Source organism: Aeribacillus sp. FSL W8-0870 (genome assembly GCF_037963755.1).
Lineage (GTDB): Bacteria > Bacillota > Bacilli > Bacillales > Aeribacillaceae > Aeribacillus > Aeribacillus composti.
The window spans coordinates 2,004,674-2,024,990 of the sequence record NZ_CP150165.1; the positions used below are offsets into that span (position 1 = coordinate 2,004,674).

At 41.8% G+C, this 20,317-nt stretch carries 17 protein-coding genes and 3 pseudogenes; 14 read left to right on the plus strand and 6 right to left on the minus strand.

Annotation, left to right across the window (positions count from 1 at the left end; genetic code table 11):
- The first annotated feature begins 163 nt into the window (after window positions 1-163).
- Together NSU02_RS09650 and NSU02_RS09655 are read left to right on the plus strand one after the other, a co-directional pair.
- Window positions 164-1,111, plus strand: a complete 948-nt coding sequence (locus NSU02_RS09650; RefSeq protein WP_339195739.1) for a sensor histidine kinase — start codon at window positions 164-166, stop codon at window positions 1,109-1,111.
- Window positions 1,108-1,707 (plus strand): response regulator transcription factor, encoded by a 600-nt coding sequence (locus NSU02_RS09655; protein ID WP_144598003.1) that lies wholly within the window; start codon window positions 1,108-1,110, stop codon window positions 1,705-1,707. Before NSU02_RS09650 ends, NSU02_RS09655 begins: the two co-directional genes overlap by 4 nt.
- 355 nt (window positions 1,708-2,062) lie before the next feature.
- Here the strand turns inward: NSU02_RS09655 and NSU02_RS09660 are convergent, their stop codons facing one another.
- Both NSU02_RS09660 and NSU02_RS09665 read right to left on the minus strand, forming a co-directional pair.
- On the minus strand, window positions 2,063-2,341 hold the full coding sequence (locus tag NSU02_RS09660) for a hypothetical protein (RefSeq protein WP_339195576.1): 279 nt from the start codon (window positions 2,339-2,341) through the stop codon (window positions 2,063-2,065).
- A 5-nt stretch (window positions 2,342-2,346) separates the two neighbouring features.
- A complete protein-coding gene (locus NSU02_RS09665) occupies window positions 2,347-2,727 on the minus strand; it encodes a hypothetical protein (RefSeq protein ID WP_339195579.1) in 381 nt (126 codons plus the stop codon).
- A 339-nt stretch (window positions 2,728-3,066) separates the two neighbouring features.
- Between NSU02_RS09665 and NSU02_RS09670 the strand changes: the two genes are divergently transcribed.
- The 3 genes and pseudogenes from NSU02_RS09670 to NSU02_RS09680 form a co-directional block, all read left to right on the plus strand.
- A complete protein-coding gene (locus NSU02_RS09670; RefSeq protein ID WP_094245743.1) occupies window positions 3,067-3,333 on the plus strand; it encodes a rhodanese-like domain-containing protein in 267 nt (88 codons plus the stop codon).
- 73 nt (window positions 3,334-3,406) lie between these two features.
- Complete coding sequence (locus NSU02_RS09675; RefSeq protein ID WP_094245744.1) at window positions 3,407-4,690, plus strand: IS110 family transposase; 1,284 nt, start codon at window positions 3,407-3,409, stop codon at window positions 4,688-4,690.
- Between the two features lie 384 nt (window positions 4,691-5,074).
- Window positions 5,075-5,695, plus strand: a pseudogene (locus NSU02_RS09680) (hemolysin family protein); the annotation flags it as partial.
- A 27-nt stretch (window positions 5,696-5,722) separates the two neighbouring features.
- On the opposite strand, the gene NSU02_RS09685 reads toward NSU02_RS09680, so the two are convergent.
- Window positions 5,723-6,637, minus strand: a complete 915-nt coding sequence (locus tag NSU02_RS09685; RefSeq protein WP_339195742.1) for an RluA family pseudouridine synthase — start codon at window positions 6,635-6,637, stop codon at window positions 5,723-5,725.
- 125 nt (window positions 6,638-6,762) lie between these two features.
- Between NSU02_RS09685 and NSU02_RS09690 the strand changes: the two genes are divergently transcribed.
- The gene (locus tag NSU02_RS09690) at window positions 6,763-7,161 is read left to right on the plus strand and encodes a YhcU family protein (RefSeq protein WP_081189044.1); all 399 of its coding nucleotides are present in this window, start codon (window positions 6,763-6,765) and stop codon (window positions 7,159-7,161) included.
- 31 nt (window positions 7,162-7,192) lie between these two features.
- Here the strand turns inward: NSU02_RS09690 and NSU02_RS09695 are convergent, their stop codons facing one another.
- The gene (locus tag NSU02_RS09695; RefSeq protein ID WP_062756337.1) at window positions 7,193-7,669 is read right to left on the minus strand and encodes a thioredoxin family protein; all 477 of its coding nucleotides are present in this window, start codon (window positions 7,667-7,669) and stop codon (window positions 7,193-7,195) included.
- The gene (locus NSU02_RS09700) at window positions 7,666-8,106 is read right to left on the minus strand and encodes a disulfide oxidoreductase (RefSeq protein WP_339195588.1); all 441 of its coding nucleotides are present in this window, start codon (window positions 8,104-8,106) and stop codon (window positions 7,666-7,668) included. Before NSU02_RS09700 ends, NSU02_RS09695 begins: the two co-directional genes overlap by 4 nt.
- A 167-nt stretch (window positions 8,107-8,273) precedes the next feature.
- Between NSU02_RS09700 and NSU02_RS09705 the strand changes: the two genes are divergently transcribed.
- Both NSU02_RS09705 and NSU02_RS09710 read left to right on the plus strand, forming a co-directional pair.
- Window positions 8,274-9,440 carry an IS256 family transposase gene (locus NSU02_RS09705; RefSeq protein ID WP_339195591.1) on the plus strand — a complete coding sequence of 389 codons (1,167 nt, stop codon included), beginning with the start codon at window positions 8,274-8,276 and terminating at the stop codon, window positions 9,438-9,440.
- Between the two features lie 184 nt (window positions 9,441-9,624).
- Window positions 9,625-10,269, plus strand: coding sequence for a transposase (locus tag NSU02_RS09710; protein ID WP_339195593.1), 645 nt, complete (start codon window positions 9,625-9,627; stop codon window positions 10,267-10,269).
- 92 nt (window positions 10,270-10,361) lie between these two features.
- Here the strand turns inward: NSU02_RS09710 and NSU02_RS09715 are convergent.
- Window positions 10,362-11,533, minus strand: a protein-coding gene (locus NSU02_RS09715; protein WP_249026639.1) for an IS3 family transposase whose coding sequence is annotated in 2 segments (ribosomal slippage) — window positions 10,362-11,275 and window positions 11,275-11,533 — 1,173 coding nt in all. Because the reading frame shifts where the segments join, the coding sequence is not laid out codon by codon here.
- A 95-nt stretch (window positions 11,534-11,628) separates the two neighbouring features.
- Here NSU02_RS09715 and NSU02_RS09720 point away from each other — a divergent pair.
- The 6 genes and pseudogenes from NSU02_RS09720 to ltrA all read left to right on the plus strand — a co-directional run bounded on the left by NSU02_RS09720 (window position 11,629) and on the right by ltrA (window position 20,269).
- Window positions 11,629-12,828 (plus strand): transposase, encoded by a 1,200-nt coding sequence (locus tag NSU02_RS09720; protein WP_339195595.1) that lies wholly within the window; start codon window positions 11,629-11,631, stop codon window positions 12,826-12,828.
- 102 nt (window positions 12,829-12,930) lie between these two features.
- Entirely contained in the window at window positions 12,931-14,619 is a 1,689-nt protein-coding gene (locus tag NSU02_RS09725) for an alpha-glucosidase (protein ID WP_339195596.1), read from the plus strand.
- Window positions 14,620-14,724: 105 nt separating this feature from the next.
- Window positions 14,725-15,165, plus strand: a complete 441-nt coding sequence (locus NSU02_RS09730) for a CBS domain-containing protein (protein WP_062756343.1) — start codon at window positions 14,725-14,727, stop codon at window positions 15,163-15,165.
- 739 nt (window positions 15,166-15,904) lie between these two features.
- Window positions 15,905-17,653 (plus strand): annotated as a pseudogene (locus NSU02_RS09735) (phospho-sugar mutase).
- A gap of 39 nt (window positions 17,654-17,692) precedes the next feature.
- Window positions 17,693-18,415: pseudogene (locus NSU02_RS09740) on the plus strand (SDR family oxidoreductase).
- A 594-nt stretch (window positions 18,416-19,009) separates the two neighbouring features.
- Entirely contained in the window at window positions 19,010-20,269 is a 1,260-nt protein-coding gene (ltrA, locus tag NSU02_RS09745; protein WP_094245397.1) for a group II intron reverse transcriptase/maturase, read from the plus strand.
- The last annotated feature ends 48 nt before the right edge of the window (window positions 20,270-20,317 follow it).

The window sequence follows — 20,317 nt, forward strand, 5'->3', positions numbered from 1 at the left end:
TTTTGGACAGCCCCCTTATATATGGAGCGTTTTTAGCATTTTGCCGTTTTATTTTATTTTTCAATCTTCCTCCACTAAGGAAATCATTGCAGGGATCGTGCTGACAATTATCTTTTTCTTTGTATATCGTTTAGCTTTTATTTCCAAAAAGTGGCCCGTCTACTTGTGGACGTCTATCTTGATTGGGATTTCCATCGCGATGACGATTCTTTTTCAATTTATCTATTTTGCTTTTTATATTGCTTACTATAACGGTCATATCAAAAACCGCATTGCTTTTTTAATATTGTACATCATTCACTTAGCGGCAACGACCATCTCGATCAACTATAACGTGGTTCTACAGGAAAAGTTATTCTTAAAGCAATTGCCATTTGTCATCATCATTTGGATTAGCGTCATCCTTCTTCCATTCAACATTTATAATCGAAAAAAGCAAGGGCAGCTCGAAGAACAGCTCCAAGATGCCAACAAAAGAATTTCCGAGCTCGTGAAACAGGAGGAGCGCCAGCGAATTGCCCGCGATCTTCATGATGCGTTAGGCCAGAAGCTGTCCCTTATCGGTCTAAAAAGTGATTTGGCAAGGAAATTAATTTACAAAGACCCTGAACAAGCCCGGAGCGAATTGAAAGACGTTCAGCAAACTGCCAGAACTGCATTGAATGAAGTAAGGAAAATAGTTTCGCAAATGCGCGGGGTTCGATTGAAAGAGGAAATCATACATATAAAACAACTACTCCAAGCAGCTGAAATCATGTTAGTCAGTAATGAAGAAGAATTCACACTATCAAACGTATCCCCGTTTATTGAGAACATTTTAAGTATGTGTTTGAAAGAAGCAGTAACAAATGTCGTCAAGCATAGCAAAGCTTTCACTTGCCGGATTGCCATTCAGCAATCTTGGAACGAAATATGTATTACGGTGCAAGACGACGGAATTGGCATTAAGGAGGAACGGGATCTTGCAAAAGGAAATGGACTGATCGGAATAAAAGAACGTTTGGAGTTTGTAAACGGCAGTCTGGATATTTATTCGGAAAAAGGGACTACATTAATCATGAAAATACCGAATGTAGTAAAGCAGACCGTTAAGGAGGGACTGAAATCATGATTCGAATTGTCATAGCTGAAGACCAGCGTATGATGCTCGGCGCCTTAGGAACATTGCTCAATCTGGAAGAGGATATGGAAGTGGTGGGGCAGGCGACTAACGGAGAAGAAGCTGTTTCTCTTGTGAAGCAATATCAGCCTGATGTTTGCATCATGGATATCGAAATGCCCAAAAAAAGTGGACTTGAGGCAGCTGAAGAGCTGAAAGATCTGGAATGTAAAGTGATCATTTTAACAACGTTTGCCCGTGCCGGTTATTTTCAACGGGCCTTAAAAGCTCGTGTAAGCGGCTATTTATTGAAAGACAGCCCGAGTGAGGAGCTGGCAAGCTCGATTCGAAGCATCATGGCAGGCAGGCGAATCTATGCACCAGAACTAATGGATGATGTATACAGTGAAGAAAATCCTCTCACGGAACGAGAAAAAGAAATATTAGAACTTGTAGCCGATGGGAAAAACACAAAAAAAATCGCGGACGAACTGAAACTAAAAACAGGCACGGTCCGAAATTATATTTCAACGATTTTGGAAAAGCTTGAAGTAACGAACCGGATCGAAGCGATAAAACAATCCAAAGAAAAGGGATGGTTTAAGTAGATGTGGAAAAATTTGTTTTTTAACGACAAAACCAACACATAAGGGACGGAACAGAAACCTTCCAGGGTGTTTAAAATGAACAGTACTGAACACTTTTTCCCCTAAACTCGATAAGTTCCTGAAAATATCCTCCTGAAATCATGAGATTCACGTTCCGCTTGCCAATGAACCATTCCCATCATTATTAACCATATTTAGGGTACCCTATTAGAATTTATACTTTTCTAGAGAAAACGATTTTTATATGATGCTTGTTTATGTGTTTTCAAGTATCTCGATCCAAAAACATCTCTTCGTGAGCGTCAAGTTTCCTAGTATATGGATTGTAGCATCCTATTGTTTTTCATAGATAGGTTTATTGCATAAGATCTGACATGTTTTTCGCGTTTCCTCGCTTTCTATTGCTTGATATTATCAACCATTGTACCAGCAAAGCCGCCAATACTAGACAACCTGCAGCGAACGGAAGGGAGGAAGGAGTTAATCCGGCAAGCAACACAATCCCTCCAAGAGCAGAACCTACCGCACTTCCTAAATAATTAGCGGAACTGTTTAAAGCTACAACAGCAGCGTCATGCTCAGGCTGGTAACGAAGCCGTTCATGTTGTTGCGGGGCTTGCGAAGGCCAGCCCATTGCCCCTATAGAATAAAAGGTAAAAAGGATCGCATCGGGAAAGAGAGTGCAAATGGTATGCAGATCATAGCTAAAGCCATTATGGCTATAATTCCGGCCATAAGCATTTTCGGTTGTGCCGTCCGGTCAATGAAATATCCAACGGAAAAGCTCCCGATGACACCCCCAATGCCCCATGCCCACCAATAAGGTGCAAGCGTGAGGGTGTCTTTTAAGTTATCCAAAATGGTTGAAATATTAGTATAGAGTCCCAAACTGGAAATGATTGTTAAAAAAGTTGCGCTGATGATTGCAGCAACTCGTCCGTTCGCCATCATGGCAAAACGTTGCTGCATCGATGGCGGTGCCAAAGCAGGAAAGTTTGGAAACGAGATAATCCCTATCATAGCGACAAAACCTAATTCTCCTATTTATAAAAAGGGATAAGCTTGAATTCTATTACGAATATGTAAAATCGGTGTCTTCTTCATTGATCGTTTCAATTTTCCGACCTTCCTAATCTCGTTCGAATCATACGTTTATTTTAAGCAAACATCTTCAGTCCCTTTATCGTTTATAATAGAACAATACGGCGAACTGGAGGAAGTAATTGCATCTAAAAATAAAAAGCGTTGACTTTTAGAGCAATGTTTTGTAATATTGAGACCATAAATACCCATACATGTATATGTAAAATGATTAGTTTAAACCAAATTTACAACATTCGATAGGAGGAAGAAGGGAATATGACGGTAAAAACTATCACGGTAAAAGAAATTGCAAACAAAATCATTCGCGGGGAAGACTTGTTTATAGTCGATGTACGCAATCAAGAGGAGTATGCTGATTGGAGAATTGAAGGAAAGAACGTACAAGTTGTAAATATTCCTTATTTTGAAGTTCTTGACGGTGTGGATCCATTTCTTGAGCAATTGCCTAAAGAGAAAGAAAACGAAATTTATGTGGTCTGTGCCAAAGGAGCATTCCTGTTAGAAAGGTTTTCGGGGACTTGAAAGAAAAAAGTCCTCTTAGTATGATGCAGGGGTGTCAACAAACACCTAACATCAGACCAAGGAGGACTATACAATGAATTGTACACAAAATCGCAAAATTGAACAAGTCACCGACCAAACGTTAGTGATTGGAATGGACATTGCCAAACAAAAACATTATGCGTCAATGGTTGACGCACGAGGTCGGGTGCTGAAGAAGCCGTTTCCTGTGATTCAATCGAGATCCGGATTTGAACAGTTCTATGCGTCGATACAAGAAGCGATGAAGGAATTTGGCAAAACCGAAGTCATCGTCGGAATCGAGCCGACCGGACATTACTGGTTGAACCTCGCCTACTTCCTCGAGGAAAAAGGGATCCCGTTGGTGATGGTCAACCCGATGCATGTCAAACGGTCAAAAGAGCTCGACGACAACTTGCCAACGAAGCATGATGCCAAAGATGCTCTTGTCATTGCGAAACTGGTTAAAGACGGACGCTTTAGCTATCCACGTATTCTCCATGAGGTGGAGGCGGAATTGCGGGCAGGAAGTACGTTTCGAGAGTCGTTGACAAAAGAGTTGAATGCCGTCCAAAATCAAATGATTCGTTGGCTCGATCGTTATTTTCCTGAGTTTGTGCAGGTGTTTCCGTCGTTTGGCAAAATGGCATTGGTGGTGTTAGAGAAAACGCCATTTCCGATGGACATTGCGAATCAGACGGTAGAGGGGCTAATGGAGCGTTATCGGCAAAGCGAGAGGCTAAAATGCCCACAGAAGCCGAAAGTGCAAAAGCTGTTAGAGGTGGCCCGCCATTCGATTGGGATAACGGAAGGACAACAGATGGCCCGTATAGAAATCGCCACGCTTGTCCGCCGATATCGCCAATTGGAACAAGAGATCGCAACCCTCACAGAAGAGTTGACGGCACTTGCTCAAACAACCGCCGAATACGAATGGCTCCAAACGATCCCAGGGCTAGGAGATGCGACGATCATTGAACTGTTATCGGAAATCGGAAGCTTTGCCCAGTATCAAGATCCGAGGCAACTCATCAAATTAGCGGGCTTGACACTGAAGGAGAACTCGTCAGGGCAACACAAGGGGCAAAAACGAATCTCGAAGCGAGGACGAAAACGGCTACGCGCCCTTTTATTTCGGGTGATGATGCCATTGATTCGCCATAATGAGGCTTTCCGTCAGTTGCACGAGTACTATACGACACGCCCAATCAACCCGTTACGTAAGAAGCAATCGATCGTCGTGTTATGTGGCAAGCTATTGAAAGTACTATACGCGGTTTGTGTGAAACAGCAAGCATTTGATGGGGAACGAATGATTCAAGATATCTTTTCCCAATTCCAAGCGCAGGCAGCCTAGAGTCGCCACCTTTCGCAAAAAGAACTGTCTGAACAACCAGATGACACGGAGAAGCTGGCACGATTTCATCCATTCGACCTAGAGTCCCTTAAGGAGCTTAGCCGGCCTCTGCCTGGTGAAGAGACCGAACGAAGGAATGTTGGCACAAGGATGCCCAGAGACATGGGAGGGTTCGTCCTCATCAGTTGTGCAGAGATCCAAGGTGCGTCGCATACACATCCCCACACTGGAGTAAAAAATACAAAAATATCCAGTGGCCGCGAAGCGCACCCATGGACTGTTAGATATCAACAAAAATTCAAAAGTATGTGATGAGTTTTGTCGAAAAATATTTTTTTGGCACCCCTAAGATGCCAAGAAACCTTGATATATCAACATTTCTAGAGGGAGGAAAAATATACTCGTTATCCAGTTATTGATGGCGATAAAGATCACGTTCTTGGACTTATTAATGTGAAAGAAGTGTTTACCGATCTTGTGACAAATCCATCCGAAGAAAAACAAATGAAAGATTATATCCGCCCAATCATTCAAGTGATTGAATCAATCGCGATCCATGATTTGCTTGTGAAAATGCAGAAAGAACGCATCCACATGGCCATTTTAGTCGATGAATCTGGCGGTACGTCGGGACTTGTTACTGTCGAGGATATTTTAGAAGAAATTGTTGGAGAAATTCAAGATGAATTTGATGTAGATGAAATTCCGTTGATCCAAAAAATTGATGAAACACGTACGATTATCGACGGGAAAGTGCTGATTAGCGAAGTGAACGATTTGTTTGGCCTTTCCATTGATGATGAGGATGTCGATACGATTGGAGGATGGATTTTAACGAAGCATTATGATATTAAAGTAGGCGATAGCGTCGAAATCGACAATTACTTGTTTACGGTGAAGGAGATGGATGGTCACCACGTGAAGACGCTAGAAGTCGTGAAGCAGGAAAAAGAAGAGAGAGAAGCAGATAATGAACTCGGTGAAAAAGAGGAATTGCATTTATGAGGCAGACGTTTATAGGACGTCTGCCTTTTATGGTGGATCCATGTAAAACCGAGCGATATCAACAGGAAAATCATCAACGTGAGCGATGCATGAAATCATTTCGTTCGTAAAAGGATGCAAAAATGATAGTTTAACGGCGTGAAGTGCTTGTCGATGAAATGTGTCTTTTCCGCCATAAAGAACATCTCCGACTAACGGATGACCGATGTAACTCATATGGACGCGGATTTGATGAGTGCGCCCGGTATCGAGGGAAAGCTCTACGAGCGATGTTTGTTCATCGGGAAACGTATGTAAGACGCGGTAGTGTGTTACCGCTTTTGCACCCGTTTTCGAAACTCTGCGTCTCGTCGGATGATGGCGATCGCGTCCAATCGGTGCAGAAATCGTTCCTGATTTATTTTTTAGGATGCCATGGACGAGCGCTACATACGTCCGTTTGATGAGCCGTCTTTCCAACATCCGATCAAGCGTGGCTCCTGCAAGCGTATGTTTGGCAAACAAAATCGTTCCCGATGTGTCACGATCAAGCCGGTGAATATGCCGTACTTTCGTCAAAATCCCTTGTGATTGTAAATAAAAAGCGACCGCGTTCGCTAAAGTCCCTATTTGAGAAGGTTCAGAAGGATGGATATCGATTCCAGCGCCTTTATTAATAATAAGGAGATGCTCGTCCTCCCATAAAACGGAAAGCTCTCGATATTCAGGAATAATGATGGAAGGTTCAGGTTTATAAAGATACAACTGCAGGCGGTCTTTTTCTTTTAATGGCGTTTGCCATGATACTTCTTTTCCGTTGAGCTTGATTCCTTTTTCCATTCGCAGTTGATGAGCTAACTTTTTAGAGGCGCACCATACTTCTTTTAGCAACGATTCAATCGTACGTCCTTCCCAAAAAGAAGGAATGACACATTCAAGCCAGTCTCCTTTTTTGGACCACATCATTATTTCACTCCAAAATTTCAAAACAGTGGAAACACTTTCTACCTCAATATATGTATCAGATATGATACACTCATAGTAGCGTTTTATAGTATGTTATGCAAGTGCGAAAAGGTGGTAAGAACATGAAAATGGTTTATGCAGCCACGAAAGAACAAGAGGAATATATGAATTATTTAGTCAATTATTTTTACACAAACATTTTTCCGTATTATTTTGATGATGAACAAATTAATAAGTTTGAAAATTCGAAAATCCTTTCATTACCAAGGGAATACGTTACATACAATGGAACGATGAAAGAAGCGTTTCAAATTATTTCATCACTTCAATCGTTAATTACTGTGATCGAATATGTAGGAGAAAGCGGAGATTGCGAACGGTATCGTGATCTATTTGAGCGGAACGTCAAATTACTTAGGCGGTACGGTATTACGTTTCCGTTTATGATCGAGCAGTTTATGAGCAAGCGTCATTACCCATGCAGTATGTATTTGCCTTCACAAAGCGATTGGTTAATGTAAGATGGAGCTCGTCCATCACAGGGCGAGCTCCTTATTTATTGCTATGTTGAATCGAAGAAAACCAGTCACGGAAAACTGCTTTTTCATGATAGCCATCGATTCGTTTTACTTCTTTCCCTTTTTCATAATGAACAAGGGTTGGTGTTCCATCAATATGGTACTTATCCCATCCATCTTCAAATTCAAGCAAATTAAACATTTTTAAGTCAATGCCCATTTGTTTTGCCAAAGGGACGACGATCGGAGTTATTTTTTTACAGTGCGGACAAGTCGGGCTGTAAAAATAGACGGTGACCGTTTCTTTGTTTTTTAACTTCTGTTCTAATTCGTTCGGCAAAATGATGTTTTGATAATTTGGATCATCAAGCTGCGCAACAGTTGCAGGGTCAAGTTCTTCTTTATGATAAGGATTATTTTTGGCAGCTTGTTTTTGCTGATACGATGTGATAAAGGAGATCGCCGCAAACAGCGCTACAATAATCGATCCGAAGATAAGGAGCTTTTTCAACTTATTTTCCCTTCTTTCTCTTTACGAATAATGAAGATGCTTAATACACTAATGAGAAAAAATGCAACTAACGCTAAAAATGGAATCGTAATAAAGCCAAGCCAATTAATGTACTGTCCCGTGCAAGGGACGCGGCCGCACGAAATCGCATGGGTTTGGAAAAACGAAATTTTTTGCAGAGCATAATGGTAAAGAGAAATCGCTCCACCGATGATGGATAATGCAAGGCTATAGCGAGCGATGCCATATTCTTTCCGAATGGCCGCAAGCCCTAACAAAACCACCTGTGGATACATAAAAATGCGTTGAAACCAGCAAAGATCACAAGGGATAAATTTTAAAATTTCGGAAAAGTAAAGGCTACCAAGCGTCGCGATCAATGAAATTCCCCAAGCGCCGATAAGCGCGTTTTCCAATGTTTTGGCATTGTTATTCATACTGTAGTCCCCTTATTTCTCATGTTTATTGCCATTTTCATTATATTGGACGAAAAGGAGGATGATGTATAAAATTTTGTGTAAAGCATTTTGCTAGACCAAAAGAAAAAAGGTAGGGTATTCTCTGATTGGACGAAAAACATTCCAGAGAAAGGAGAACCCTACCTATGTCTAAAAGTATATCGAATATCGACTGGGCAAATCAACTGGAAAATGCCATTCGTCAGTTTGTGAAAGAAAAATTAGAGCTGATTATGCGGGAAGAAATTAAAAATTTCCTCGAAATCGAACAAGCGGACACATCCAATATGAGAAATGGCTACTATCAACGAAATCTAGATACACAATATGGCCGGATTGAAGGGCTTTTGGTCCCAAGAGACCGAAATGGAGAATTTCAAACGCAGCTGTTTGCCCCTTACCAACGACACACCGGCTGGCTGGAAGAAGCCATCATCAAGATGTATCAAAGCGGCATGAGTACACGGGAAATTGGCAAGTGGATCGAACGAATTCTAGGAAGTACCTATTCTCCTACGACGATCAGCCATATTACCGATGTCGTAAAGGAAGACATCGAAAAATGGCGCAACCGTCCACTACACAAGCGTTATTCCGTCTTATATTTGGACGGTTTGTATGTGAAACTTCGCCGCGATACGGTAGAGAAAGAAGTCATTTATGTGGTGTTAGGAGTAAATGAAGAAGGATATCGCGAAATTCTCGATTTTTTCGTGGGAGGACAAGAAAGCGCCTATGGATGGCGGGAGATTCTCCAACAGCTCTACAAAAGAGGAGTCAAGGAAGTGTTTTTAGGCGTATTTGATGGTCTTCCGGGGCTGGAGGAAGCCTTTCGGGCGGTTTATCCGAAAGCTGACGTACAGCGTTGTGTCGTTCACAAAGTCCGTAACACCCTCAGCCGTGTTCGGAAAAAAGACCAATTCGAAATGGCGGAGGATCTGAAACTCATTTATCGATCTCCGAGTAAAGAAATCGCATTGGAGATGTTTCGACAGTTTGAATCGAAATGGTCGAGCAAGTACCCAAGAGAAGTGCAATCTTGGGCCAATGAGTTGGATGTCCTCCTCACCTTTATGAATTATCCAAACAGTATTCGAAGTGTAATTTACACGACGAATGCCATCGAACGAACGATCAAGGAGATTCGGAAACGTCTAAAACCGATGAATAGTTTGAGCAGTTTAGAAGCCGCGGAAAAAGTCGTGTATTTGACGATCCAAGACTTTAATGAGAAATGGGCGGGGCGAAAGTTGCGAGGATTTGCCGAAGCGCAGGAAGTCCTCCAGCGAATGTTTGAAGAACGTTACAATTAACCATATATTGTAAACGAAAATAAACAAAATAAGGGGATTCTCCCTTTCCCCAGGGGCTGTCCGAAAAGTCGATTGAATCGACCTTGGGCTCAGCCCTTTTTTCTGTTTTTAGGGTACAAAAAAATCGTCCTTTTTTATAGAATGAAATTGACCAAAAAACATTCTACAGAAAGGACGATTTCTTATGAATAATCAAATGACTATTCAAGAAAATTATAACACGCAATTAGAAATGACTCTAGAGGGTATTCAAAAAATAGAGGTTCAAAAGAATAAGAAACGCAAAAAACTAGTTTTCCAACCTTATTGCAATCGTCAAGTCATGAGCATTTTAGATATCGAAATGTATATTCCTGAAAATCATGTCGCCCGTTTAGTGGATGAAATGGTGGAATCGATTCCGGATGAAGTGTTGTATACTCATTATGTTGGTGGGGGTCGTGCACCCTATCACCCTAAAATGTTATTGAAAGTGATTTTATATGCGTACACTCAAAATGTTTATTCAAGTCGGAAAATAGCGCAAATGGTGAAAGAAAATCTTCCGATGATGTGGTTGGCGGGATTGCAAACCCCTGACCATCGCACAATAAATGATTTTCGTAGTGTTCGTATGTCAAACATGATGGATTCTGTATTTGAACAATTTGTCCTTCAACTAGTAGAACAAGGACTTATCGACCTCGACCATATTTTTGTGGATGGTACGAAAATAGAAGCGAATGCCAACAAATATACGTTTGTATGGCGAAAATCCGTAGAAAAATATGATCAGAAACTACGAGCCAAAATTCAATCGTTTCTACAAGAAGTGGTATTATGTCAATAATATGGACACAAAAAATTAAGATTTTCACTTTGAACTCTACCGCGCTTTCGCTTGGTGGCCTCTAGATAAGATTGAGAGTTTCACTCGCAATCTTATCTAGAGGTTGTAATATCTTGATTCCTACTGTAATAGAGTTTTTCATACGCAATAGGAGACATATAATTATTAGAAGAATGAATCCGTTGATCATTATAAAAACTCACAATATATTCAAATATGCTTTGTTCCGCTTGCTTACGAGTTTGATAGTCTTGAAGAAAAACAAGTTCTTTCTTGATTACGCTATGAAACGATTCCATGCAAGCGTTATCGTAACAATTTCCTTTTCTGCTCATACTTGTCTTGATATGATGTTCACGTAATAACTTTTGATAATCTTTAGATGCATACTGGCTACCGCGATCTGAATGATGGACCAACCCTTCCTTAGGTGGTTGAGTTCTTATTGCTCGTTCTAATGCTGTTATTACTAACTCTTTGTTCATTCTTTTACTCATATACCAACCAATAATCCGCCTTGAAAACAAGTCCATTATCGTAGCTAAATACAGCCATCCTTCACGAGTCCAAATATACGTAATATCCCCAACCCACACTTTACCTGGTTTGTCTACTTCAAACTGTTGATTTAATAAGTTCGGATAAACTGGCAAGTTATGCTTCGAATTGGTTGTTGCTTTATACTTTTTCATAGTTTTTGAGCGAATATTGTTCTCACACATAATACGGCTGACCGTCTTTTGTGAGACCTTCGTTCCTTGTTCGTTAAGTACCTTTGTAATTTTAGGACTACCATATAGGCCTCTTGATTCTAAATGTGCACGTTTAATCTTAGCTGTTAGCTTTTCTTTTCGTTTCTTTTGTTGACTCTTTTCACGCTTTTTCCAAGCATAATATCCACTTTTTGCAACACCTAATACTTGGCACATCTTCGCTACACGAAACTCGTGTTGGTGTTTTTCAATGAAGTCATATATTACTTCTGGTTTTTGGCGAAGATGCCCATAGCCTTTTTTAAGATTGCGTTCTCTTCCTCCAAATCCTTTATACGCTTATTTAATTCACGCATAGCTGCATCCTCAGGTTTTAAGTTGCCACTCCCAACAAAACTATTTACTGGATCCTTTTTATAATCACTCACCCATCTATGTAAGGTTTTTGGTGAAATATCTAGTTGTCTAGCCGTTGCTGTAATTTGTTTTCCACCTTCTAAAACTAATTTTACTGCTCCTTCTTTAAATTCTTTATCAAATCGCTTTGCCATTATGGCCACACTCCCTTGAATTATTATATTAACTATAAACTTCTCAATTCTGTGTGTCCATAATTTAGACTAACACCAAAGCGCACCAAATCGCCTTGGAGGAATTAAAAGAAGAACAATTAGAAGAAGAATTAGAAAAATCATCGGCACAACTTTCTGAGAGAATAGAAGCTTTGGAAAAAGATTATAAACAGGAAGAAGACAAAGAAAGAAAAAAAGAACTTCGCTCTAAAAAATCCCAACTCACCAAACAACTGAAAACGATTCAAACGGATTATCTTCCACGATTACGAAAATACAAAGTACAAAAACAGATTCTAGGTGAACGAAATAGCTACTCGAAAACCGACCATGAGGCCACTTTTATGCGAATGAAAGAGGACCATATGAAAAACGGCCAACTCAAGGCGGGTTATAATGTTCAACTCGCCACACAACATCAATTTATCGTGGGATTTGAAATTTATCAAAATCCAGGAGATACTCGCTGTTTCCAACCATTTATGGAAAAGTTATTGGAATCGATGCCGAAGGAAAAGAAACTCAAGTATGTCATTGCCGATGCAGGATATGCGAGTGAAGAAAACTATTTATATGCGATTGGCGAAGAAAAAGAACCTCGTTTTGAATTATTAGCCCCATACCAAACCTATTTGAAGGAACAAAGTAAAAAGTTTAAAAAGGATTTATCAAAAGTACAAAACTGGAAATACATCGAAGAAGACGATTGCTTTATCTGTCCGAACAATCGGAAAGTCGTATTCAAGTATTATCAAAAAAGAAAAAATGCATCTGGATACATACAAGATTTGAAAGTGTACGAGTGTGAAGATTGTACGGATTGCCCGTTGAAGAATGGGTGTACGAAAGCCAAAGGAAATCGTCGAGTATATTGGAACACGATTTATGAAGAAATGAAAGCGAAAGCCAAAGCAGCTCTTGGTGACGAACAAAAGGCAGCTCTTTATGCGAAGCGTAAAGTGGATGTCGAAAGTGTGTTCGGTAACATCAAGGGCAATTTGCGTTTCACTCGATTTCTGTTACGGGGGCTTCATAAAGTCCGAACAGAATTCGGGATTGTGGCAATGGCCCACAACATACTGAAATGGGCCGCAAATTCCCAAACCAATTTCAAAAATAAGGAAACAGAGCGAATGGAAAAACTCATTGTTTTCTCCATTCGCTCTGTTTTTATGGACTTTTTAGACAAGCCCTGGGGAGGAAATCGGTTCCCTATCCATTCCAAATCCATTTCAGAGATACCCTATCCATCTTGCATTACACAAAATTCTTGACGGTACCAAAAGGGAGAATGTAAAATTTTAATAAATATATAAGCCGCTATTTTTATTTTATAGTACAATGCTTGTGTACAACTGGACATAGAGGTGAGAAATTTGGAACGAGCATGGTGGAAAGAGGCGGTTGTGTATCAAATTTATCCGCGCAGTTTTTACGATTCCAACGGGGATGGCATTGGCGATATCCGCGGCATTATCGCGAAACTTGATTATTTAAAAGAACTTGGCGTGGATGTGGTATGGCTATCTCCGGTATATAAATCGCCAAATGATGACAACGGATATGATATAAGCGATTATCGGGAGATTATGGATGAATTTGGTACGATGGAAGATTGGGAAGAAATGCTTGAGGAAATGCACAAACGCGGGATTAAGCTAGTGATGGATTTAGTCGTCAATCATACATCAGATGAGCATCCGTGGTTTATCGAATCAAGAAAGTCAAAGGACAATCCGTATCGCGACTACTATATATGGCGGCCTGGAAAAGATGGAAAGGAACCGAACAATTGGGAGTCAATTTTTAGCGGTTCAGCGTGGGAATATGACGAAACGACGGAAGAATATTATTTGCATCTTTTTTCAAAAAAACAACCAGATTTAAACTGGGAAAATCCAAAAGTGCGCCGCGAAGTGTATGACATAATGAAGTTTTGGCTTGATAAAGGCGTCGACGGCTTCCGAATGGATGTCATCAACATGATTTCGAAAGTGCCAGAATTACCGGACGGAAAACCGCAGGAAGGGAAGAAATACGCTTCGGGAAGCAAGTATTTTATGAACGGTCCGCGCGTTCATGAGTTTTTGCAAGAGATGAACCGCGAAGTATTGTCAAAATACGACATTATGACGGTCGGAGAAACGCCGGGAGTCACACCAAAAGAGGGAATTTTATATACCGACCCATCGCGTCATGAGTTGAACATGGTGTTTCAATTCGAGCATGTTGGTTTAGATTCCGGACCTGGAGGAAAATGGGATATTCGTCCATGGTCGTTGGCCGATTTGAAAAAAACGATGACAAAATGGCAAAAAGAGCTAGAAGGAAAAGGATGGAACAGTCTTTACTTAAACAATCATGATCAGCCACGCGCTGTTTCTCGCTTTGGCGATGATGGAAAGTATCGTGTGGAATCGGCGAAAATGCTTGCAACATTTCTCCATATGATGCAAGGAACACCGTATATTTACCAAGGTGAAGAGATCGGAATGACCAATGTGCGCTTCCCGTCGATTGAATACTACCGCGATATTGAAACATTGAACATGTATAAAGAACGTGTGGAAGAATATGGTGAAGATCCGCAAAAAGTGATGGAGAAAATTTATTATAAAGGGCGTGACAACGCGCGCACACCGATGCAGTGGGATGACAGCGAAAACGCAGGATTTACAACGGGGACGCCATGGATTCCAGTAAATCCAAATTATAAGGAAATCAACGTAAAAGAGGCTTTAGCGGATCCAAATTCGGTGTTTCATTATTATAAAAAATTAATTCAACTTCGCAAGCAGCATGACATTATTGTCTATGGAACATATGACTTAATTTTGGAAGACGATCCGTATATTTACGCATACACACGCACATTGGGAAATGAAAAGCTGATTGTTATTACTAATTTTTCTGAAAAAACTCCTGTTTTCCGGCTTCCGGATGATATCACCTACAAAACAAAAGAACTGTTTATCAGCAATTACGATGTTGATGAAACGGAAGAACTGAAAGAAATTCGCTTGCGTCCATGGGAGGCGCGCGTATATAAAATCCGTTTGTCATGAAACATTTGCTTTTTCCGGTGCCAATACTAAGCGATACAAACATTATTTTCTACCTATATCCTCCCGCCAATCCGCCCATAATAATCGGTGAAAGGGGAGGATCACATGAATAATAACAACAAAGTTCAAGACGTTATGACGAAAAATGTAGCGACAGTTTCTCCTAACCAAACAGTTCAAGAAGCTGCGCAAATCATGAGCCAAAAAAATATTGGGGCTCTTCCAGTAGTGGAAAACGGTCAAGTAAAAGGAATGATCACGGACCGTGATATTACACTTCGTACATCGGCGCAAGGAAAAGATCCAGCTTCCACTCCTGTATCGGAAATAATGACGAATCGCGTGGTCACTGGTACGCCTAATATGAGCGTTCAAGAGGCGGCAAGTGTGATGGCGCAACATCAAATTCGTCGTTTGCCAATTGTCGAAAATAACCAAATTCAAGGAATTGTCGCTTTAGGCGATATCGCGACAAACAGCGCGTCCGATCAAGCGGCGGGACAAGCATTGACAAACATTTCTGAGCCGTCGCAACCACAAGGATAAAAAAATGAAGGATGTCTCTGACTTATGAGACATCCTTTTTCTTGTGCGCCCGGCATGGGTGTAATCTATAGGGTGAAAGTCCCGAGCTGCGAAGGCAGAAGTAGCAGTTAGCTTAACGCAAGGGTGTCCGTGGTGACGCGGAATCTGAAGGAAGCGAGCGGCAAACTTCCGGTCTGAGGAACACGAACTTCATATGAGGCTAGGTATCACTGGGTGAGTTTGCAAGACAAAACAAAGCCCTTTCTGCCGAAGGTGATACAGAGTAAATGAAGCAGATGGATGGAAGGAAAGATTACACTCTTACCCGGGGAGGTCTGGCTGGCACGCCAAGTAACCTTGGTAACCTATCTAGTGATAGATAGCTGAACAGTCAGAAGTCAGCAGAGGTCATAGTATTAGTTGGTCTAGAACAACTAAGAAGGACCGAACAATTAAGAGAGAATAGCCCTTGGCATTCAGTGAGTCATGATGAACACAGAAAACGTAGTACCTCACTTGAGGGAGGAAGCGGTGAATCCCGTGGGAGATCTCTTGGAGGGTGGAGTGACCACTGGCATAAAGAGAACAGCTATTCACGGAAGTTATAAAGACTTGCGTCAATTATCTTAATTGAACCGCCGTATACGGAACCGTACGTACGGTGGTGTGAGAGGACGGGAGTTAATCGCTCCCTCCTACTCGATTTATGAAGGATATTGTATGATGATAACGAATATATAAAGAAAGGGAGGGATGTCCGTTGGATTGGAAAAATAAATATGAACAATGGTTAGCACATAAGTCATTAGACAAAGAATTAAAGCGTTTATTAACAGAGCGTCAAGACGACCTGAAATGGCTGGAAGATTGTTTTTATAAAAACTTAGAATTTGGCACAGGCGGCATGCGGGGAGAAATTGGTCCGGGGACAAACCGGATGAACATATACACGATTCGGAAAGCATCAGAAGGTTTGGCGCGATACATAGAGTCCTTTGGCGAAGAAGCAAAAAAACGCGGTGTTGTCATTGCCTATGATTCGCGGCATAAGTCTCGGGAATTTGCGATGGAAGCAGCGAAAACATTGGCTACTCACGGCATTCAAACATATGTATTTGATGAGCTGAGACCAACGCCGGAGCTTTCGTTTGCTGTTCGTTATTTGCAAGCATTTTCCGGCATCGTCATCACCGCAAGCCATAATCCGCCAGAATATAATGGATATAAAGTATATGGATAAGATGGGGGGCAGCTTCCTCCAGACACGGCAGATGCGGTGATTCGATACGTCAATGAAGTGGAAAATGAACTTGATATCCATGTTGAGGACGAAGCAATTTTAAAAGAAAAAGGGCTCATTCAAATCATCGGCGAAGAAGTGGACAATGCTTATATTGACGCTGTAAAAACGGTCTCCCTTCAACCGAAGCTTGCGGAAGAAGTCGATATTCACATCGTTTTTACACCGCTTCACGGCACATCAAACAAACCGATTCGCCGCGCGTTAAAGGAACTTGGATACCGAAATGTATTTGTTGTTAAGGAACAAGAGCAGCCAGATCCGAACTTTTCCACAGTTGCATCGCCAAACCCAGAGGAGCATGCGGCATTTGCGTTAGCGATAGAGTACGGCAAAAAAGTCAATGCTGACTTGTTAATTGCGACAGACCCTGACGCCGACCGATTAGGGATTGCCGTAAAAAATGAAAAAGGCGACTATGTTGTATTGACCGGAAATCAAACAGGAGGCTTATTGCTTCATTACCTGCTATCCCAAAAGAAAGAAAAAGGGATATTGCTGCAAAATGGCGTGGTGCTAAAAACGATTGTAACCTCCGAGTTTGGCCGCGCGATTGCGCAATCTTTCGGCTTAGATACGGTGGATACATTAACAGGATTTAAATTTATCGGCGAAAAAATCAAAGAATATGAACAAACGGGGCAATATACGTTCCAATTTGGCTATGAGGAAAGCTACGGCTATTTAATCGGTGATTTTGCCCGCGACAAAGATGCGGTGCAAGCAGCGGTATTGGCTGCGGAGGTATGCGCATTTTACAAAAAACAAGGGATGTCTTTGTATGAAGGATTAATACAATTGTTTGACCAATACGGCTATTACCGGGAAGGACAGCAGTCATTAACGTTAAAAGGAAAAGAAGGAGCAGAAACGATTCAAGCGATTTTAACATCGTTCCGCAATGAGCCTCCGACAGAAGCAGCAGGAAAAAAAGTAACCGTGATCGAAGATTATAAAACGAAAGAACGGATCCATACGTTGACGGGCGAAAAAACAGTGATTACCCTTCCAACTTCCAACGTATTAAAGTATATATTGGAGGACGATTCATGGTTTTGCTTGCGTCCTTCGGGAACGGAGCCGAAAATCAAAGTGTATTTCGGTGTGAAGGGACAGTCATTGGCCGACAGTGAAGCAAAGCTGCAGCAACTTTCCAATGTAGTGATGAAACGAGTTCATGACTTTCTTCGCACTGCTTCGTTATCTTAACCGTAAATAAACGAACGCATACAGAAAGGATCATGCTATATGTTAACAAATCAAGTAGCGATTGTTACAGGGGCTTCTCGAGGAATCGGAAAAGCCGTTGCATTTCAATTAGCGGAGCAAGGAGCAAAATTGGCGCTGGCGGGAAGTTCTGAAGGGGTTTATGAAACGGAAAAAGAGCTGAAAGAAAAAGGATTCTCTTATGTGAAGGCGTTCCAAGTGGACGTTGCCAATGAACAGCAGATGCAAAAGATGGTCACAGAAGTATTAGAAGAGTTTGGACAAATCGATATTCTCGTCAACAATGCAGGAATCGGATTTTTTAAAGAAGTGGAAGAGACGACCGTGGAAGAATGGGAGCGCATCTTTGCCGTCAATGTTCAAGGTGTGTTTATTGGGGTAAAAGCCGTGCTTCCGCATATGAAAGAATGAAAATCGGGAACAATTATTACCATTTCTTCCGATGTCGGCCGCTACACGATTCCGAACGGGGCGGCATACACCGCGACCAAATACGCCGTTCAAGGATTTTCCGGTTCGCTTGCGCAGGAAGTAAGAAAGTACGGCATTCGCGTTGGCACGATTAACCCGGGAATGGTTGATACGTACTTTGCTAATTCGATTCAAGGCGTTCCGGAAAAACGCGATTGGCTGAAAGCCGAAGATGTCGCAAAAGCGGTCGTGTATATGGCAAGCGCTCCAAAGCATATGCTTATTGATGAGATTATTCTTCATCCGCTCATTCAACAATATCCTATTGCATAAGACAAAAAAGACAATGCCGATGGCGGCGTTGTCTTTTTTTCGTGCGCCCGGCATGTACATGAACTATAGGGTGTAAGTCCCGAACCCCGAAGACAGAAGTAGAGGTTAGCCAAGAGCAAGGGTGTCCGTGGTGACGCGGAATCTGAAGGAAGCTGGAGGCAAAACACCGGTCCGAGGAACACGAACCTCATATAAGGCTAGGTATGATTGAGTGAGTTTGCGAAACAAAACAAAGCTCTTTCTGTCGAAGGTCATATCGAGTAAATGAGGCGGATAGATGGTGTGAAAGTGCATGTACTTACCCGGGGAGGTCTGGCTGGCACGCCAAGTAACCTTGGTAACCTATCTAGTGATAGATAACTGAACAGTCAGAAGTCAGCAGAAGTCATAGTACTCTTTTCGAGCTCGAGACGAAAGAGGAAGGACTGAACAATTAAGGAGAACGAATCGCTAGGCGTTCACCTTCTGTGTGGAAGCAGACAATCCGATAGGACTTACTTGAAGGAGGAAGTGGTGAATCCCACGGGGGACTTCAAGAGGGTGGAGCAGAAGATGGCACAAATAGAAGAATTCGTTCACGTGGAGAGGATATCAATGTTGATGGAAATGATTTTGTCACGGGAAAATCTCCTGGCGGCACTGAAACGAGTCGAACAGAATAAAGGAGGTCACGGAGTAGATGGCATGTCCGTAAAAGACCTACGAAGACACCTCTACGAAAATTGGGACTCCATTCGACAGTCGTTGAGAGAAGGAACCTACAAGCCCTTACCCGTCCGTCGAGTCGAAATCCCGAAACCGAACGGTGGAGTAAGACTTCTAGGGATCCCTACCGTGACGGATCGTTTCATCCAACAAGCGATTGCCCAAGTGTTGACGAAAATCTTTGATCCGACCTTCTCGAACCATAGCTATGGTTTCCGACCAGGTAGAAGGGGACATGATGCGGTTAGGGAAGCAAAGGGTTATATCAAAGAAGGATATCGTTGGGTAGTCGATATAGACCTAGAGAAATTCTTTGACAAGGTGAATCACGACAAACTGATGGGGATCTTGGCGAAAACGATCAAAGATCGAATTCTACTGAAGGTAATTCGCCGGTATCTTCAATCAGGCGTGATGATCAATGGAGTGGTAATGGAAACGGACATGGGAACGCCTCAAGGCGGCCCGCTTAGTCCACTTTTATCAAACATCATGCTTCATGAATTGGATAAAGAGCTTGAGAAACGTGGACATAAGTTTGTTCGGTATGCGGATGACTGTAACATCTATGTGAAAACAAAGAAAGCAGGAATTCGTGTCATGAACTCCATTACGAACTTTATAGAGAAGGAGTTAAAGCTCAAGGTAAATAAAGAGAAATCGGCGGTAGACCGTCCTTGGAAACGGAAGTTTCTCGGTTTCAGCTTCACACTCAATAAGACTCCAAAGGTACGGATTGCGAACGAAAGTGTGAAACGTTTGAAGAACAAGATTCGTGAAATTACATCAAGGTCGAAACCGTATCCAATGGAGAAAAGGATTGAGAAACTGAATAAGTATTTAATGGGATGGTGCGGATATTTTGCCTTGGCAGAAACACCAAGTAAGTTCAAAGAATTTGATGAATGGATTAGACGAAGGCTTCGGATGTGTTTGTGGAAAGAATGGAAAACCCCGAAAACAAGAATTCGGAAACTCAGAGGATTAGAAGTTCCAAGCCATAAAGCATTCGAATGGGGCAATACACGCAAGAAATATTGGCGGATTGCCTGCAGTCCCATTCTACACAAAACCCTCGACAACTCCTATTGGAAGCGTCGAGGGTTAAGAAGTCTATTCGAAAGATATCAAGCACTACGTCATACTTAATTGAACCGCCGTATACCGAACGGTACGTACGGTGGTGTGAGAGGTCGG

Excerpts from the sequence above, each read along its gene's own strand:
- NSU02_RS09700 (WP_339195588.1), bottom strand. The coding sequence starts at position 8,106 with ATGAATAACAATGCCAAAACATTGGAAAACGCGCTTATCGGCGCTTGG.
- NSU02_RS09660 (WP_339195576.1), bottom strand. The coding sequence starts at position 2,341 with ATGGGCTGGCCTTCGCAAGCCCCGCAACAACATGAACGGCTTCGTTAC.
- NSU02_RS09705 (WP_339195591.1), top strand. The coding sequence starts at position 8,274 with ATGTCTAAAAGTATATCGAATATCGACTGGGCAAATCAACTGGAAAAT.
- NSU02_RS09685 (WP_339195742.1), bottom strand. The coding sequence starts at position 6,637 with ATGTGGTCCAAAAAAGGAGACTGGCTTGAATGTGTCATTCCTTCTTTT.
- NSU02_RS09730 (WP_062756343.1), top strand. The coding sequence starts at position 14,725 with ATGAATAATAACAACAAAGTTCAAGACGTTATGACGAAAAATGTAGCG.
- NSU02_RS09710 (WP_339195593.1), top strand. The coding sequence starts at position 9,625 with ATGAATAATCAAATGACTATTCAAGAAAATTATAACACGCAATTAGAA.
- NSU02_RS09655 (WP_144598003.1), top strand. The coding sequence starts at position 1,108 with ATGATTCGAATTGTCATAGCTGAAGACCAGCGTATGATGCTCGGCGCC.
- ltrA (WP_094245397.1), top strand. The coding sequence starts at position 19,010 with ATGTTGATGGAAATGATTTTGTCACGGGAAAATCTCCTGGCGGCACTG.
- NSU02_RS09690 (WP_081189044.1), top strand. The coding sequence starts at position 6,763 with ATGAAAATGGTTTATGCAGCCACGAAAGAACAAGAGGAATATATGAAT.
- NSU02_RS09675 (WP_094245744.1), top strand. The coding sequence starts at position 3,407 with ATGAATTGTACACAAAATCGCAAAATTGAACAAGTCACCGACCAAACG.
- NSU02_RS09670 (WP_094245743.1), top strand. The coding sequence starts at position 3,067 with ATGACGGTAAAAACTATCACGGTAAAAGAAATTGCAAACAAAATCATT.
- NSU02_RS09665 (WP_339195579.1), bottom strand. The coding sequence starts at position 2,727 with ATGATAGGGATTATCTCGTTTCCAAACTTTCCTGCTTTGGCACCGCCA.